Genomic DNA, 15,130 nt, shown 5'->3' with positions numbered 1-15,130 from the left:
TAACGCATGTTAACGCTGACTTTCCTGGTCAAGACACTGATTGACCTCTATGTCATGGTTTTGCTGCTGCGCATCTGGATGCAGTGGGCTCGTACTGATTTTTACAACCCGTTTTCACAGTTTGTGGTGAAAATTACTCAGCCGGTGATCGGCCCGCTGCGCCGTATTATTCCGCCTCTGGGGCCGATTGACAGCGCAAGCCTGCTGCTGGCATTCATTCTGTGCACGATCAAATTCCCGCTACTGTTACTGATTCAAAGCGGTGCACTGTTCTTTGGCCTGAGCAGCCTGCTGATCGGGCTTATCGGGCTGGTTAAAGCAGCGGGTTATCTTGTGTTCTGGCTGGTCATCATCCGTTCCCTGATGAGTTGGGTGAGCCAGGGTCGTGGGCCGATGGATTTTCTGCTGATGCAGCTGACCGAACCGCTGATGTCACCAATTCGCCGTATTCTTCCGGCCATGGGCGGCATTGATTTCTCCGCGATGATTGTGATTCTTATCCTGTATATGCTGAATTATCTCGGTATGGATCTGCTGGGTGCGCTGTGGTTCCAGCTTTAAGCCCGGTTTTCTGGCAGTCCGGTGAGCTGGTTTTGCGGCTGATGATTCAGCCCAAAGCCAGCCGCGACGGCCTGGTCGGTTTGCATGGCGACGAACTCAAAGTCGCCATCACCGCGCCGCCGGTGGACGGCCAGGCCAACACGCATCTGGTGAAATTTCTCGCGAAACAGTTTAAAGTCGCCAAAAGTCAGGTCAGCATTGAAAAGGGCGAGCTGGGCCGCCATAAACAAGTCCGCATTACGAATCCGCAAAATATCCCGGCTGAGGTCGCGGTACTGCTCGCTGAGTAACTTCAATTCAGATTCACTTCAGGACATTATTTTTTATGAAGAAAGTCGTTTTAGCTACCGGCAACGCCGGTAAAGTCCGTGAGCTCGCCCATCTTCTGGCAGAGTTCGGCCTGGACGTGGTCGCGCAAACTGAACTCGGCGTTGAATCCGCTGAAGAAACCGGCCTGACGTTCATTGAAAACGCCATTATCAAAGCCCGCCACGCGGCAGCCGAAACAGGTTTACCGGCAGTGGCCGATGATTCCGGTCTGGCCGTTGATTTTCTGGGTGGCGCGCCGGGGATCTATTCCGCGCGTTACGCCGGTGTTGACGCCAGCGATCAGCAAAATCTCGACAAACTGCTCGTCGCGCTGAAAGACGTTCCGCAGGGGGAGCGCAACGCACAATTCCATTGCGTTCTGGTTTACATGCGCCACGCAGAAGACCCGACGCCGCTGGTGTGCCACGGCAGCTGGCCGGGTGAAATTGCTTTTGCGCAAGCCGGTGAAGGCGGTTTTGGCTATGACCCGATTTTCTTCGTCCCTGAGCTGGGCAAAACAGCCGCAGAGCTGACGCGTGAAGAAAAAAGTGCAGTATCGCACCGTGGTCAGGCGCTGAAACTGCTGCTGGCGGCGATGAAAGAGGCTGTACAGAAGAATGCGTAAGTTGCCGCCGCTGAGTCTCTACATTCATATCCCGTGGTGCGTGCAAAAATGCCCTTACTGCGATTTCAACTCGCATGCGTTAAAGGGTGAAGTGCCGCACGACGATTATGTCGCGCATCTGCTGGCCGATTTGGATGCAGATTTGCATCTGGCCGCGGGTCGCAGCGTGGGGACAATTTTTATCGGCGGCGGAACTCCCAGCCTGCTGAGCAGCGAAGCGATGCAAAATCTGCTCGATGGCGTACGCGCACGTTTACCGCTCGATGCCAGTGCGGAAATCACGATGGAAGCTAATCCGGGTACCGTTGAAGCAGATCGCTTCAGCGGCTATCAGCGCGCTGGTGTGAACCGTATTTCAATAGGTGTGCAAAGTTTCGATGCGCAAAAGCTGGAGCGTTTAGGGCGTATTCACGGCCCGGATGAAGCCAAACGCGCCGCACATCTGGCGACCGGTCTGAATTTGCGCAGCTTCAATCTGGACCTGATGCACGGTTTACCGGACCAAACGCTGGAAGAAGCGCTGGACGATCTGCGTCAGGCCATCGCGCTGAACCCGCCGCATTTGTCGTGGTATCAGCTGACCATCGAGCCCAATACGATGTATGCCTCGCGCCCGCCAACGTTGCCGGATGACGACGCCCTGTGGGATATCTTTGAGCAAGGCGATCGGCTGCTGACGGCCGCCGGTTATCAGCAATACGAAACGTCTGCCTACGCAAAACCTGGCTATCAGTGCCAGCACAATCTCAACTACTGGCGCTTCGGAGATTACCTCGGCATCGGTTGCGGTGCGCACGGCAAGCTGACGCAGCCCGACGGGCAAATCCTGCGGACGGTTAAAACCAAACATCCACGGGGTTATATGCAGGGACGTTACATGGACAAACAGCATCCGGTGGAAACCGAAGATCTGCCATTTGAATTCTTCATGAACCGCTTCCGTCTGCTCGAAGCCGCACCGCGCGAAGAATTTGGGTTGTATACCGGACTGGATGAATCGGTGATACGCGCACAGCTCGATGAAGCCATCAGCAAAGAATATCTGCTGGAAACCGAAACGCACTGGCAGATCACCCGCAAAGGAAAACTGTTCCTGAACTCACTGCTGGAACTGTTTTTGGGTGAGTAAATCGGATAGCAAAAAGCCGCCCCTAAGGGCGGCTCCTGAAGTGCTCAGTGCTGGCCTATATTGACGCTGAAATTGACGTGCGAAACGTTAACGTTCAACCCATCACCGCCAGACATCATCATAGAACCGAGCACTATGAGTAGCGCATAAATGCACTTCTTCATATTTGCAGTTTCCTGAAGAAACCGCGTTTCACCAAATCACGCCGGGATAACGTGGCAAATAGCCAGCATTTGTCGGAGTGCTGACTTTCGCGGTGTGACAGTTCCAATCCCTGAGCCCGGTGGTCCGTCGCTAAACGAATGAATTAGTCCCGACAGGATATTATCACCCGCAATATCATTGCGTAACTTAATTGTACCGCATGAAAAATTTATACTAATCCTGAAGAATCAACCTATGTTTCAGATTGCAGCGAGGCTAAATTGAGTATAATATCGCCGCTGTTGGAGTGCTGGCTTTCGCGATATTCACGAAAGTAGAATCCTGGGAGATGTAGCGCTAACTGCCTTTCCCAACAAAAAAACCGCTTAATTGCGGTTTTTTTGTTTCTGGACTTTGAGGTGAGGAATTACTGCTTCAAATCCGCCAGCAAGGCTTTGTGTTGAGTATCCAGATTCGTCACGCGCTTGCAGACGTCATCGCCGAAAGCTTTGAATTCTTTTTCCTGTTTGTTCCACTCTTCCTGCACGGCCTGTTGCAGACCGCCGAGATTGCCCATCATCGCCTGTAGCGGGTTGCCGCCGCTGGTGGCTTGTTTCAGGCCCATCTCATTGATACTGTCTTGCATCACGCCGCCCATGGTTTGTTCCACCAGTTTCTGGCCGTTCTGTTTCACCTGTTCAACGGCTTTATGGTGGAACGTCAGGCCATCAGTGCGATGCTCGATAATCAGATTCATTTGCTCTTTAAGCTGTTTGTCGAGCGTCACCAGACGGTTACGTACGTTGCTGTCGCTGCCCAGTTTGTTCACGATCACACGGTCCACGGCGACGCGGCCTTTTTCCAGATGCGCTGTAGCCCCCTGGTCGATCCACGGCAGGTCACGCCGCAGCGCAGCCTGGTAATCAATTGCTTCCTGGCGCTGTTTAGCGCTCAGAGTGATATCTTTACCATTGAGAGTCACGTTGCCGTTTGGCGTGATCAGCAAATCGCCGCTGTTACCTACAACCTGCACGGTCTGCGGTTTGATGACGACATCATCTTTAGGTTGTACGGCACACTGATAGTCGGCCTGTGCGCTCCACGCGCTCAGCGCCAGCAACGCAGCCAAACCGGTTTTTACCACTCCACTTTTTACTAACATGTACTCTCCCTTAAGACAACAAACTCAAAAAATTGAACGGCCAATACGTTGCGCCAGTAATTCTAAGGCAGCAATACCAGCCAAAGAGTTCCCCGCTGCATCAAGTTCCGGCGACCAGACCGAAATACACATCTCGCCGGGTATGATCGCAATGATGCCACCCCCAACGCCCGATTTGCCCGGCATACCCACGCGATAAGCGAATTCACCAGCACCGTCGTACATCCCGCTGGTCACCATCAGCGCGTTAATTTGCCTTGCCTGGCGGGCATCGATCAACGGTTGTTCATTACCGAGGGGGTGCCCCTTGTTGGCAAGATAAACAAACGTCCTCGCCAGTTCTTCACAGCTCATGCGCAATGCACAGTAGTGGAAATAAGTATGCAGAACCGTGATGACGTCGTTATCAAAATTGCCAAAAGACTTCATCAGATAAGCAATTGCTGCATTTCGATCGGAATGTTCGAACTCTGAACGTGCGACGTGCCGATCGTAGTTGAGATCTGCCGATCCGGCCAGCTGACGCACGACTTCCAGCATTCTCTGCTTCGGCGCGGTCAGGCGAGTTTGCAGCATGTCACAGACCACCAGCGCACCGGGGTTGATAAACGGATTGCGCGGTTTCCCCTGCTCCAGCTCCAGCTGTACCAATGAATTAAACGGCTGGCCAGAAGGCTCTTTGCCGACCCGCTGCCAGATTTCACCTTCCTGATAGCGGGTCAGCGCCAGCGTCAGGCTGAGCACTTTAGAGATCGACTGGATGGAGAACCGGGTATTAGCATCACCGGCACGAAAGATTTCGCCTTTCGTGGTACACACGGCGATCCCTAAATGATCGGGGCTGACTTCCGCCAGCGCAGGGATGTAATCAGCCACTTTACCCCGGCCAATCAGCGGCCTGACCTGTGCAAGAATATCTTCCAGCAAACTGTTATCAAGTTCGGTGCCCAACGTCCTTCCTCCAGATGTAACAAAGGTGCCAGAAAGGCACCTTTAATTTCAGAAATCTTTATGAATCTGCGGGAGTTAGTCCCACCAGATATCAAATAAATCGCTGACTTCAACGTCTTCCATTTTATGGTCTTCCAACCATTTTTTGACCTGAGCGCGATGCTCATCAGTGCAGTGACCGATGTCTTGCAGGCAAATCAGGCCTTCCCATTGCAGATAACCACTGCCGTCAAACGCCAGTTTGTTTGGCTCGATCACACCGTCGATGAATTTATCCAGTGATTCATCAATGGTTTCAACCGTGGTGCCTTCCGGGAAACGCCATTTTACAGAGAAGCCCAGTTCCTGGAACTCGGCAATGTGTAACTTCTTACGTAAACGACGACTGCGATTCTTAGCCATTATTGCTTCCTCTCAAACATCAGATCCCACACGCCGTGGCCTAAACGCTGGCCACGCATTTCGAACTTGGTTACCGGGCGTGATTCAGGGCGCGGAACATAGTTATTTTCCTGCGACAAGTTCACCCAGCTTTCTAAACTGGTCATTACTTCAAGCATATGTTCGGCATAGGGCTCCCAGTCGGTTGCCATGTGGAATACGCCGCCCACTTTCAATTTCTTACGTAGCTTCTCGACGAACTCAGGCTGCACGATACGGCGCTTATTATGACGCGCTTTATGCCACGGGTCAGGAAAGAATAGCTGCACCATATCAAGTGAACCATCCGGAATCATTTTTTCCAGCACTTCGACGGCATCATGGCACATTACACGCAGGTTGCTGACCCCCTCTTCGTGCGCCGTAGCCAGACAAGCGCCCACGCCCGGGGAGTGAACTTCAATACCAATAAAGTTCTGGTCAGGATTCTGTTTCGCCATCGTGACCAGCGAAGTGCCCATTCCGAAACCGATTTCCAACACGACAGGGGCTGAGCGGCCAAATAAGGTGTCAATTGCCAATGTTTCAGTCTGAAACTCCACGCCCATCACCGGCCAGAAGTTGTCCAGCGCATATTGCTGACCTTTAGTCAGACGGCCCTGACGGCGGACAAAACTGCGGATACGGCGCATCGCGCGACCGCTCTCATCGAACTCCGGTGAAATGACGTCGTTTTTCATGGTGTTTCCACTCCGATTGGCAAGACGCGGTACCCGCGCGCGGATGCCTGTGCTTTGGTCACTAAATATAAGGAAAGGCGCATTATCCAAACTTACTCCCGATTAGCAAGGCTTGCGGGCAGGAAATCCGTCATTACAGTGCGGAAAGTTCCGGTTTACAGCCAGACGGGAACTGTGATGTGATCAGCCCCGTCTTTTAACCCTGCCGGACTGTTATTCACCCATGATGGAAGCCAAGAGTTTCTCGCCGCTGGTGCTCGACTGGTATCAGCGCTATGGCCGCAAAACGCTGCCATGGCAAATCGCAAAAACACCGTATAAAGTCTGGCTTTCCGAAGTGATGTTGCAGCAAACCCAGGTCGCTACCGTTATTCCTTATTTCGAACGGTTTATGGAACGGTTTCCGACAGTGTCCGATCTCGCTGCCGCACCGCTCGATGAGGTACTGCACCTGTGGACAGGCCTGGGTTATTACGCCCGTGCGCGTAACTTACATAAAGCGGCGCAAACTATTGCCACTCAGCACAATGGCGCGTTCCCGACGACTTTTGATGAAATTCTCGCGCTGCCGGGCATTGGTCGTTCGACCGCAGGCGCAGTGCTGTCACTGGCGTTAAACCAGCACTATCCCATTTTAGACGGTAATGTGAAGCGCGTGCTGGCCCGTTGTTACGCCGTTGACGGCTGGCCGGGCGAAAAGAAAACCGAAAACCGTTTGTGGGCAATTAGCGAAGACGTCACGCCCGCAGAAGGCGTTGCGCAGTTTAATCAGGCGATGATGGATTTAGGGGCGATGGTCTGCACCCGCAGCAAGCCGAAATGCGAACTGTGCCCGGTGAAATCGGGTTGTGAAGCCTATGCACACCACAGCTGGGCAAAATATCCCGGCAAAAAACCGAAAGTTACTCTGCCGGAAAAAACGGCTTTTATGCTGATGATCCAGCAGGAAGACAAAGTCTGGCTGGAGCAACGACCGCCAGTCGGCCTGTGGGGCGGGCTGTTTTGCTTTCCGCAATTCGCAACCGAAGACGAGCTGTCGGTCGGGCTAAAAAAATACGGTGTTACGCAAAACCAGTTGCAGCAGCAGACCGCTTTTCGTCACACTTTCAGCCATTTCCATCTGGATATTGTCCCGATGTGGTTAAATCTGCGTTCTGCTGCGGGTTGCATGGATGAAGGTGCGGGTCTCTGGTATAACTTAGCGCAACCGCAATCCGTCGGGCTGGCCGCGCCGGTTGAGCGTTTACTGACACAACTGGCAAAAGAACCGACCCAAAAGAACGATCGATAAGGAATTAGCATGAGCAGAACGATTTTTTGCACTTTTCTCAAGCGCGATGCCGAAGGGCAAGACTTTCAGCTATACCCTGGCGAGATTGGTAAACGTATTTTCAACGAAATCTCTAAAGAAGCCTGGTCACAGTGGATGACGAAACAGACCATGCTGATCAACGAAAAGAAACTCAGCATGATGAACCCCGATGACCGTAAACTGCTTGAACAGGAAATGGTGAACTTCCTGTTTGAAGGTCAGGATGTTCATATTGAAGGCTATACCCCGCCATCAAAATAATCATTAAAAATCAATGATTAATTATTAAGGCAGGTGCTCCGGGCGCCTGCTTTTTTCATCAGAAATGGCTTTTAAGATGAAGAAAATTTTAGCTTTGCTGGTTATCGCACCGATGCTGATTTCCTGTTCCGGCAGTAAGAAAGACCAGTTCAACGAAGCTTACGTAAAAGACACCAACGGATTCGATATTCTGATGGGTCAGTTTGCCCATAACATCGAGAATATCTGGGGTATGAACGAGGTACTGATCGCCGGTCCGAAGGACTACGTGAAATATAGCGATCAGTACTATACCCGCAGCCACATCAACTTTGATGCGGGTACCATTACTATCGAAACCATTTCTGGCACAGATCCGGCCACCAGCCTGCGTCAGGCGATCGTCAGCACCTTACTGGTCGGCGATGATCCGGGTAACGTAGACCTTTATTCTGACGCCAATGACATTCAGATCAGCCGTGAACCCATGCTTTACGGACAGGTCCTCGACAATACTGGTCAGCCAATCCGCTGGGAAGGCCGTGCGTCCAGCTTTGCCGATTACCTGATCCAGAATAAGCTGATGCGCCGTCAGTCTGGCATGCATGTGATTTACTCCGTGACAATCCAGATGGTGCCAAACCACCTGAATCAGCGTGCGCACAAATATCTGCCGATGATCCGTGAAGCATCAGCTAAATATGGTGTCGACCAGTCATTAATACTTGCGATTATGCAGACCGAATCCGCATTCAACCCGTATGCAGTGAGTAACGCCGATGCACTGGGATTAATGCAGGTTGTGCAACACTCTGCCGGGGCTGATGTCTTTAAAGCCGAAGGGAAATGGGGTAAACCGAGCCGAAGCTATCTGTTTGATCCACAAAATAATATTAATACCGGTACGGCATATCTGGCCATGCTGCAAACGACTTATCTGGGGAACATCAGTAACCCGACGTCACGCCGTTATGCGGTAATTACCGCGTACAATGGCGGTGCTGGCAGCGTATTACGGGTCTTCTCCAGCAATAAAACGCAGGCGTTTAATATCATCAACAATATGGCACCGGGTGACGTGTACGATACATTAACGACCCGACATCCGTCCGCCGAATCACGCCGCTATCTGTACAAAGTGAACAATACTCAGCGCAGCTACCGTCGCGTAGACTAACGTTCAGAGTACTGCCGCTCCTCGTGAAACGGGGAGCGGCAGACGATCACTTAGTTCTGAGCCTGGAATTTTCCGTTTCCAAGGTCATCGATAATATTGTTCATCCGGTCCTCTGTCAGATGATAATAACGGATAGAGAATGCAGTAATCAGATAAAAAATTGCCGGTAAAACAGTAAATAAAATCAGTACGCCCCGCACCGCTTCAGGTGTTTGTTGCTCCACACCGGCCTGATAACCAAACCATGCCAATCCCCATCCCGTCAGTGCACCGCCAATCGCCACACCCAGCTTGATCACAAAGATATTAGCGGCGATGTTCATCCCCGTAATACGGCGCTGTGTTTTCCATTCTCCATAATTGTTTGCATCGGTAATCATTGACCATTGCAACGGGGCATTGATCCCCTGCAATAAATTGAGAACGATATGCACGATAAATGCCGGGATCCAATAGTCTGTTGGTAAAATAAAGAAAAGTAATCCTGCCAGTGCACTTAATATATTAACCCACACAGATGCACGTATTTTGCACATCCATGTTCCCAATTTTTTGGCAAATAAACTTCCCACAACAGCAGCGATCGTTGTCGCAATCATGAATATTGAAATAATCCCGCTGCCCTGATGAAGAACATATTGCACAAAGTAAACTAATAAACTGCCGCGAACGACAACACCGCACAACATGGCAAGATTATAAACGGAAAGAATTCGCCACTGGTCATTTTGTAAAAGAACACGAACATCCCGCAGAATATTCATATTTTCTTCTTTCACGGGAGTAATACGTTCACGCGTTGTCAGGAAACAAACGAAAAACATCAGGCAGCCAATGGCACCGAAGATGCCCATCGCCCACTGCATGCCGCTCGCCCGGTCTGCCGGTGAGATAAAATCGGCTAACGGTAAGATCAGCGCCGTGCCCATGGCGCCACCAATAGGCGCAATGGCAAAACGCCAGGATTGCAGGGAAAGATTGTCTTGCGGATCCGCCGTAATCGCAGCACCTAACGAGCAATATGGAATATTGATTGCGGTGTACATTATTGTCATAAAAATATAAGCAAACACCGCATAAACGATTTTACCGGTTTGTTCAAAGTCAGGCGTTGAATAAACCAGTACACAACTTACGGCAAAGGGGATACAAATGATCAGTAACCAGGGACGGAATCTCCCCCAACGGCTTTTAGTCTGGTCGGCAATAGCCCCCATAATAGGGTCAGTAATAGCATCCAGAATTCTGACCAGTAAGAAAAGCGTTCCCATTACTGCGGGAGGCAGACCATAAATATTTGTATAGAAGTAAGCCAGAATAGCAACAGAGGAATCAAAAACAATGTGACTGGCTGCATCACCTAATCCAAACCCCAGTTTTTCTCTGACAGTGATCTTTTCAGTTAATGCTGACATGCAGTCACCTTTATTAAAAGAGAGTCCTGCATTAGTTATAATTCTTCAAAACCACTCTGAGTATTCTGATTTCTCACTTATGTTTTATGCTTTTAATCAACTGTGACGCAGGTATCTCTAATGCAGCGGCTCGTTTCACATATATTCGAGCTATATCACAATATTTCACTGCCTGAGAAAAATGCCCGTCACAAGACGGGCACTCCTTATTTTTATTCAGCGAGTACGTATCCCATAACCCGCTTCCAGCCGACCGGTTTTTTCTCGATATAGACCCCCTGAAGTTCAGGGGAGAAGCCCGGCAGCAGATTGATGCCCTCTTCCAGCGCCATAAAATAGCGCTGCACAGCCCCACCCCACAGCTCGCCAGGCACCACGCACAGTACGCCCGGCGGATAAGGTAATGCTCCTTCTGCTGCGATACGGCCTTCAGCATCACCAATGGCCACAAGCTCGATGTTGTCGCGGATAAACTCGTTGTGCGCGTCCTGTGCGTTCATCACCACTTTTGGGAAGCTTTTCTCGCGGAACATCTCTTTTTGCAGCTCCTTCACATCGAAGCTGACGTACAGATTATGCATTTCCTGACAAAGCTGGCGGATCGTGTAATTGCGGTACCGGTCTTCGTTTTTACGATAAACCGTTGGCAGCACTTCACTGAGCGGGGCATCTTCTTCGATGTACTGCTCAAAGCGCACCAACTCCTCCACCAGCAACTGCATTTTGGCCGGCGTTTCGGCTGGCGTCAGCAAAAACAGAATCGAGTTCAGATCGCATTTCTCCGGCACGATACCGTTTTCGCGTAAATAGTTCGCCAAAATGGTCGCCGGTATGCCGAACTCCGTATATTTGCCACTGGAAGCATCGATCCCCGGCGTAGTCAGCAGCAATTTGCACGGGTCGACAAAATACTGCTTCTCAGCATAACCGGAGAAGGCATGCCAGCTTTCACCCGGCACAAAATCGAAGAAACTGACGTCGTTAGCCATCTCATTGGTTTCATGATCCTGCCAGCGCCTGCCGCCCACAACCGGCGGAACGAACGGCAAAATCATGGAGCATTGGTCGAGCAGCATTTTGCGGGTTTCTATGCCAAGCTTCACGCATTCCATCCACATATGTTTTCCACTGCCACCGGCGTGGATACGCGCATTAACGTCCAGTGCGGCAAACAGCGGATAAAACGGACTGGTAGAAGCGTGCATCATAAAGGCATTGTTGAGCTTTTTATGGCTGCAATGGCGCTTCTGGCCTTTGATGTGATTGTCTTTTTTATGGATCTGCGAGGTTTGTGAAAAACCTGCCTGCTGTTTGTGAACTGACTGTGTGACGATAATACCGGGATCATTCTCGTTAAGTTCCAGCAACAGCGGTGAGCACTCTTTCATCATTGGGATGAATTGCTCGTAGCCTACCCATGCGGAATCAAACAAGATGTAATCACACAAATGACCAATTTTATCGACCACCTGGCGCGCGTTATATACGGTACCGTCATACGTGCCGAGCTGGATAATCGCCAGGCGGAACGGACGTTTCTCACCCGCCCGGTGTGGCGCGACATCTTTAATTTGCTTACGCAGATAGGTTTCATCAAAACAGGCCGCATCAATACCGCCAATAAAGCCAAACGGGTTACGCGCCGTTTCGAGATATACCGGCGTTGCCCCCGCTTGTAACAGCGCACCATGATGATTGGATTTGTGGTTGTTGCGGTCAAACAGCACCAGATCATCACGGGTCAGCAATGCATTCGTCACAACTTTATTGGCAGCAGACGTGCCGTTCAGCACGAAATAGGTTTTATCTGCATTGAACACTTTGGCCGCATACTTTTGAGCATCTTTAGCCGAACCTTCGTGGATCAGTAAATCGCCCAGCTTGACGTCTGCATTGCACATGTCAGAACGGAAAATATTCGGGCCGTAGAAATCATAAAACTGGCGCCCTGCCGGATGGCGACGGAAAAACTCCCCACCCTGATGCCCGGGACATGCGAAGGTGGCGTTTTCCATTTCGACGTACTTTTTCAACGTATCGAAAAACGGTGGAAACAGCGCTTCTTCATAAGCCTGCGCAGCCGATTCAATCTGCGCGGCATAAAATGCCTGATTAGCGTCAGATAGGGTGATCACGCCTTTGAGCACCGGTAAAAACTCCGGCGAAACCTGCTCAGTTCCCTGCACGGCAACAAACGCGGGGATCCCAAACCCCAGAGTTTCTATCTCCGCCAACCGGCCATGATTCAGATCACCAACAGAAATAATGATGGCTGCCACATCGGCGTAATCCGCACGACGCAAGTCAACGACCAGACGCGCGGTCTGGAGATAAGGGGCGACGGAAGCGCTGGCTGCAAGTTTTAAGTGTTTCATTGAGACTCTCAAACGGTTAAGTAAGAGGGTGTGCCAGAGGGCACGGCAATAGGCTGGTTCATACGTCTTAAAAACAGAGTGCGCAGAGTCCAGCCCGGCAAATGACGTTGGCAAGAGCAAGATATCGAGTGTGACGGAACAATGCCGTGAGGGCAAAGCGGTAACAAATCGAGTTTCAGGCCCGGCCACGTCTGATAGACAACAGTAAAATCAGAGGACTGCTCTGTGTTAATTCTCTGTTTTTAATAATGTCTAACAGCGAGCAAACGGTAGCCTTACCGCATGAAAGGATCTGCAAAAGGAGGAAAACTGAAATCGTGGTGTTTACAGCACCCGGAGATCAACATCAGAGTATTTTTGCACTGACAAACAGTGCGATGTGATAAACCAGCCATGCCGCAACCCTCTTGAGCTGTCGCGTGAAAACGGGATCAGAGTTGTTTAATAAATCGGCGCAATAATGGCATCTTTTCCCCCCCTGTTCAACCCTGAACGTTGCGCGAATTTCTTACAGAATGCGTCAATATCCGCCGCAAAAAATTCATCTCTGTACACACGGTTTCAGGTCAACTGACGGGTTCTGTCAGTTAAATCGACAAATCGACGTAAAAAGCATCATTCAGATGATGAACCCCACTGTTGTCACAAAAAGCCGTTGACGACACATGCCCAATACGGTTTAATGCGCCCCGTTGCCCGGATAGCTCAGTCGGTAGAGCAAGGGATTGAAAATCCCTGTGTCCTTGGTTCGATTCCGAGTCCGGGCACCAAATTTAAAGAAACCAGCTTAACGGCTGGTTTTTTGCTTTCTGAGGTACGGACTCTCCATCGAACTCCGTTCGATTATTCGTCTCATACTGAGACTCACCTCTTCGGGGCCAGCGCAAGCGCTGTACAAAGCCGCTTCGCAGCATTGTCCGAGTCCGGGCACCAAATTCATATCAACGGACCTCCACGGAGGTCCGTTTTTGCGTTCTGAGCCCGCCGAAATCAGCACGTCTACAATATGTTAATTCCACCCAACTCAATCAACTTCAACCCACATCAAGTACCTTGCGAGGGTACAACTGTGGGTATAGTTGCAAGCGCACCCGTTTTAGTCCCACGCACTTTTTGAGATTTCCGGGGTTTCAGCCATCAGCCGGTACTCTTCCGGCGTCAGGTTGTTCAGGGATTCATGAGGCCGCTCGCCGTTATATTCAGTCAGCCAGCGCTCCGTAATTTCCCGCGCCTCATTCAGGGTTCTGAACAGATAAAAATCCAGTATCTCCGTCCGGTATGTCCGGTTAAAACGCTCGATAAACGCATTCTGCGTCGGTTTTCCCGGCTTGATAAATTCCAGCAACACACCATGTTCTTCGGCCCATCGCGCCAGTGCCAGTGAAACCAGTTCTGGCCCGTTATCCATATGCATCTTCATCGGATATCCACGGTTTGCCACTATCCTGTCCAGCACCCGGACGACGCGCTGCGCCGGGATATTCAGGTCAATTTCAATAGCCAGCGCTTCACGGTTAAAATCATCAACGACGTTGAAAGTCCGAAAACGTCGGCCACATGTCAGCGCATCGTGCATAAAATCAATCGACCAGCTTTGGTTGAGCGCTTCCGGCGTTGCCAGCGGGGCTGGATTGCGCACCGGAAGGCGTTGTTTACCCTTGCGACGAAAATTCAGTTTTAGCAGACAGTAAATCCGGTGTACACGCTTGTGGTTCCAGACGTGGCCCTGCCTGCGAAGCACATGAAAAAGCTTCTTAAATCCGTAGCGGGGGTAGCGTTCAGCCGCCTCAGTCAGCCTCTGGATCACCGCTTCATCACGTCGCATATCCGGTTGATAACGAAACACCGTCCTGCTCAGCGATAACGTCCTGCACGCCTGGCGTAAGCTCATGGCAAATTGTGCTGTCAGATAGCTGACAAGCTCACGCTTTATCGCTGGTTTTAAAGCTTTTTTTCAATAACGTCTTTCAGCGCCCGGCATTCCAGACTGATATCGGCAAACATCTGTTTGAGGCGACGATTCTCGTCCTCAAGATCTTTGATCTTTTTGATATCAGCGGCTTCCATCCCGCCATATTTCGCCTTCCAGTTGTAGTAGCTGGCTTCGGAAATAGCGGCCTCGCGACACACATCTTTGACGGTCCTGCCCGCTTCGACTGATTTCAGGACGGCAATGATCTGGTGCTCGGTGAATCGGATTTTACGCATAGCGATCTCCTCAGGTGGACATAATCAGTATGTCGGAAGATCTCTAAAAGTGAATGGGCCGTTTTATCGGGATACTTACACTTGCAGTAATAGTTAAATGAAATTAGTTTGTAATTATTACGATTTGATTAAGATTTAATTTCCGTAAAATGACAAAAATGAACAATTATCTCTTTGCACTTCAAATCCTCCTATTAACTCCATTTTTACTGGGGTGAAATTAAGTCAACAGTTATTTATAGTAATAACAATACATTATTGGCATTACTTTAAAACAATTTATAACAAACTCTTACCTGGTCCAACCGAGATATATTTATTAAACGATACAACAAATACTTTTTCATACGACTCAAGCCAACTCTAAAAGGTAGATCTGTAGTGGCCAATTTTCATTGGCC

Annotated in this window: 14 protein-coding genes and 1 tRNA gene; 8 read left to right on the top strand and 7 right to left on the bottom strand. The window is 50.4% G+C overall.

Going from position 1 to position 15,130, the window contains the following annotated elements:
• The first annotated feature begins 6 nt into the window (after positions 1-6).
• Genes CWS43_RS02755 through hemW form a run of 4 tightly spaced genes read left to right on the top strand, consistent with a single transcriptional unit; the run spans position 7 to position 2,624 of the window.
• Positions 7-561, top strand: coding sequence for a YggT family protein (locus tag CWS43_RS02755; RefSeq protein WP_101075320.1), 555 nt, complete (start codon positions 7-9; stop codon positions 559-561).
• Positions 546-851: a DUF167 family protein YggU gene (gene yggU, locus CWS43_RS02750; protein WP_101075319.1), complete on the top strand. Its 306-nt coding sequence runs from the start codon at positions 546-548 to the stop codon at positions 849-851. Before CWS43_RS02755 ends, yggU begins: the two co-directional genes overlap by 16 nt.
• Positions 852-886: 35 nt before the next feature.
• Complete coding sequence (locus CWS43_RS02745; protein WP_101075318.1) at positions 887-1,495, top strand: XTP/dITP diphosphatase; 609 nt, start codon at positions 887-889, stop codon at positions 1,493-1,495.
• Positions 1,488-2,624, top strand: a complete 1,137-nt coding sequence (gene hemW, locus CWS43_RS02740; protein WP_101075317.1) for a radical SAM family heme chaperone HemW — start codon at positions 1,488-1,490, stop codon at positions 2,622-2,624. Before CWS43_RS02745 ends, hemW begins: the two co-directional genes overlap by 8 nt.
• Before the next feature lie 571 nt (positions 2,625-3,195).
• On the opposite strand, the gene CWS43_RS02735 is transcribed toward hemW, so the two are convergent.
• The 4 genes from CWS43_RS02735 to trmB form a co-directional block, all read right to left on the bottom strand.
• Positions 3,196-3,930, bottom strand: coding sequence for a DUF2884 domain-containing protein (locus CWS43_RS02735; RefSeq protein ID WP_101075316.1), 735 nt, complete (start codon positions 3,928-3,930; stop codon positions 3,196-3,198).
• Between the two features lie 24 nt (positions 3,931-3,954).
• Complete coding sequence (gene glsB / locus CWS43_RS02730) at positions 3,955-4,881, bottom strand: glutaminase B (protein ID WP_101075315.1); 927 nt, start codon at positions 4,879-4,881, stop codon at positions 3,955-3,957.
• 75 nt (positions 4,882-4,956) lie between these two features.
• Positions 4,957-5,283 carry a YggL family protein gene (locus CWS43_RS02725; protein ID WP_101075314.1) on the bottom strand — a complete coding sequence of 109 codons (327 nt, stop codon included), beginning with the start codon at positions 5,281-5,283 and terminating at the stop codon, positions 4,957-4,959.
• Positions 5,283-6,002: a tRNA (guanosine(46)-N7)-methyltransferase TrmB gene (gene trmB / locus CWS43_RS02720; RefSeq protein ID WP_101075313.1), complete on the bottom strand. Its 720-nt coding sequence runs from the start codon at positions 6,000-6,002 to the stop codon at positions 5,283-5,285. The genes CWS43_RS02725 and trmB overlap by 1 nt, the downstream gene beginning before the upstream one ends.
• 223 nt (positions 6,003-6,225) lie before the next feature.
• On the opposite strand from trmB, the gene mutY reads away from it, so the two are divergent.
• The 3 genes from mutY (at position 6,226) to mltC (ending at position 8,731) form a co-directional block, all read left to right on the top strand.
• Entirely contained in the window at positions 6,226-7,293 is a 1,068-nt protein-coding gene (gene mutY / locus CWS43_RS02715; protein WP_101075312.1) for an A/G-specific adenine glycosylase, read from the top strand.
• Positions 7,294-7,302: 9 nt separating this feature from the next.
• Positions 7,303-7,575 carry an oxidative damage protection protein gene (locus CWS43_RS02710; RefSeq protein ID WP_101075311.1) on the top strand — a complete coding sequence of 91 codons (273 nt, stop codon included), beginning with the start codon at positions 7,303-7,305 and terminating at the stop codon, positions 7,573-7,575.
• A gap of 76 nt (positions 7,576-7,651) precedes the next feature.
• Positions 7,652-8,731, top strand: a complete 1,080-nt coding sequence (gene mltC, locus CWS43_RS02705; RefSeq protein WP_101075310.1) for a membrane-bound lytic murein transglycosylase MltC — start codon at positions 7,652-7,654, stop codon at positions 8,729-8,731.
• A 50-nt stretch (positions 8,732-8,781) separates the two neighbouring features.
• Here mltC and CWS43_RS02700 read toward each other — a convergent pair whose 3' ends face one another.
• Positions 8,782-10,146 (bottom strand): glycoside-pentoside-hexuronide (GPH):cation symporter, encoded by a 1,365-nt coding sequence (locus CWS43_RS02700; RefSeq protein ID WP_101075309.1) that lies wholly within the window; start codon positions 10,144-10,146, stop codon positions 8,782-8,784.
• A 212-nt stretch (positions 10,147-10,358) separates the two neighbouring features.
• On the bottom strand, positions 10,359-12,521 hold the full coding sequence (speF, locus tag CWS43_RS02695; RefSeq protein WP_101075308.1) for an ornithine decarboxylase SpeF: 2,163 nt from the start codon (positions 12,519-12,521) through the stop codon (positions 10,359-10,361).
• A 694-nt stretch (positions 12,522-13,215) separates the two neighbouring features.
• On the opposite strand from speF, the gene CWS43_RS02690 reads away from it, so the two are divergent.
• Positions 13,216-13,291: transfer RNA gene (locus CWS43_RS02690), tRNA-Phe, on the top strand.
• A 326-nt stretch (positions 13,292-13,617) separates the two neighbouring features.
• Here the strand turns inward: CWS43_RS02690 and CWS43_RS02685 are convergent.
• A protein-coding gene (locus CWS43_RS02685; protein WP_101075307.1) for an IS3 family transposase occupies positions 13,618-14,729 on the bottom strand; the annotation gives its coding sequence in 2 pieces (ribosomal slippage) (positions 13,618-14,468 and positions 14,468-14,729; 1,113 coding nt in all).
• Positions 14,730-15,130: the final 401 nt, after the last annotated feature.

Origin of the sequence: Rahnella sp. AA (assembly GCF_002834385.1) — a bacterium.
In the GTDB taxonomy this organism is placed as follows: domain Bacteria; phylum Pseudomonadota; class Gammaproteobacteria; order Enterobacterales; family Enterobacteriaceae; genus Rahnella.
The sequence above is the reverse complement of the archived record's forward strand: the minus strand, read 5'-3'. Positions and strand labels throughout refer to the sequence as shown.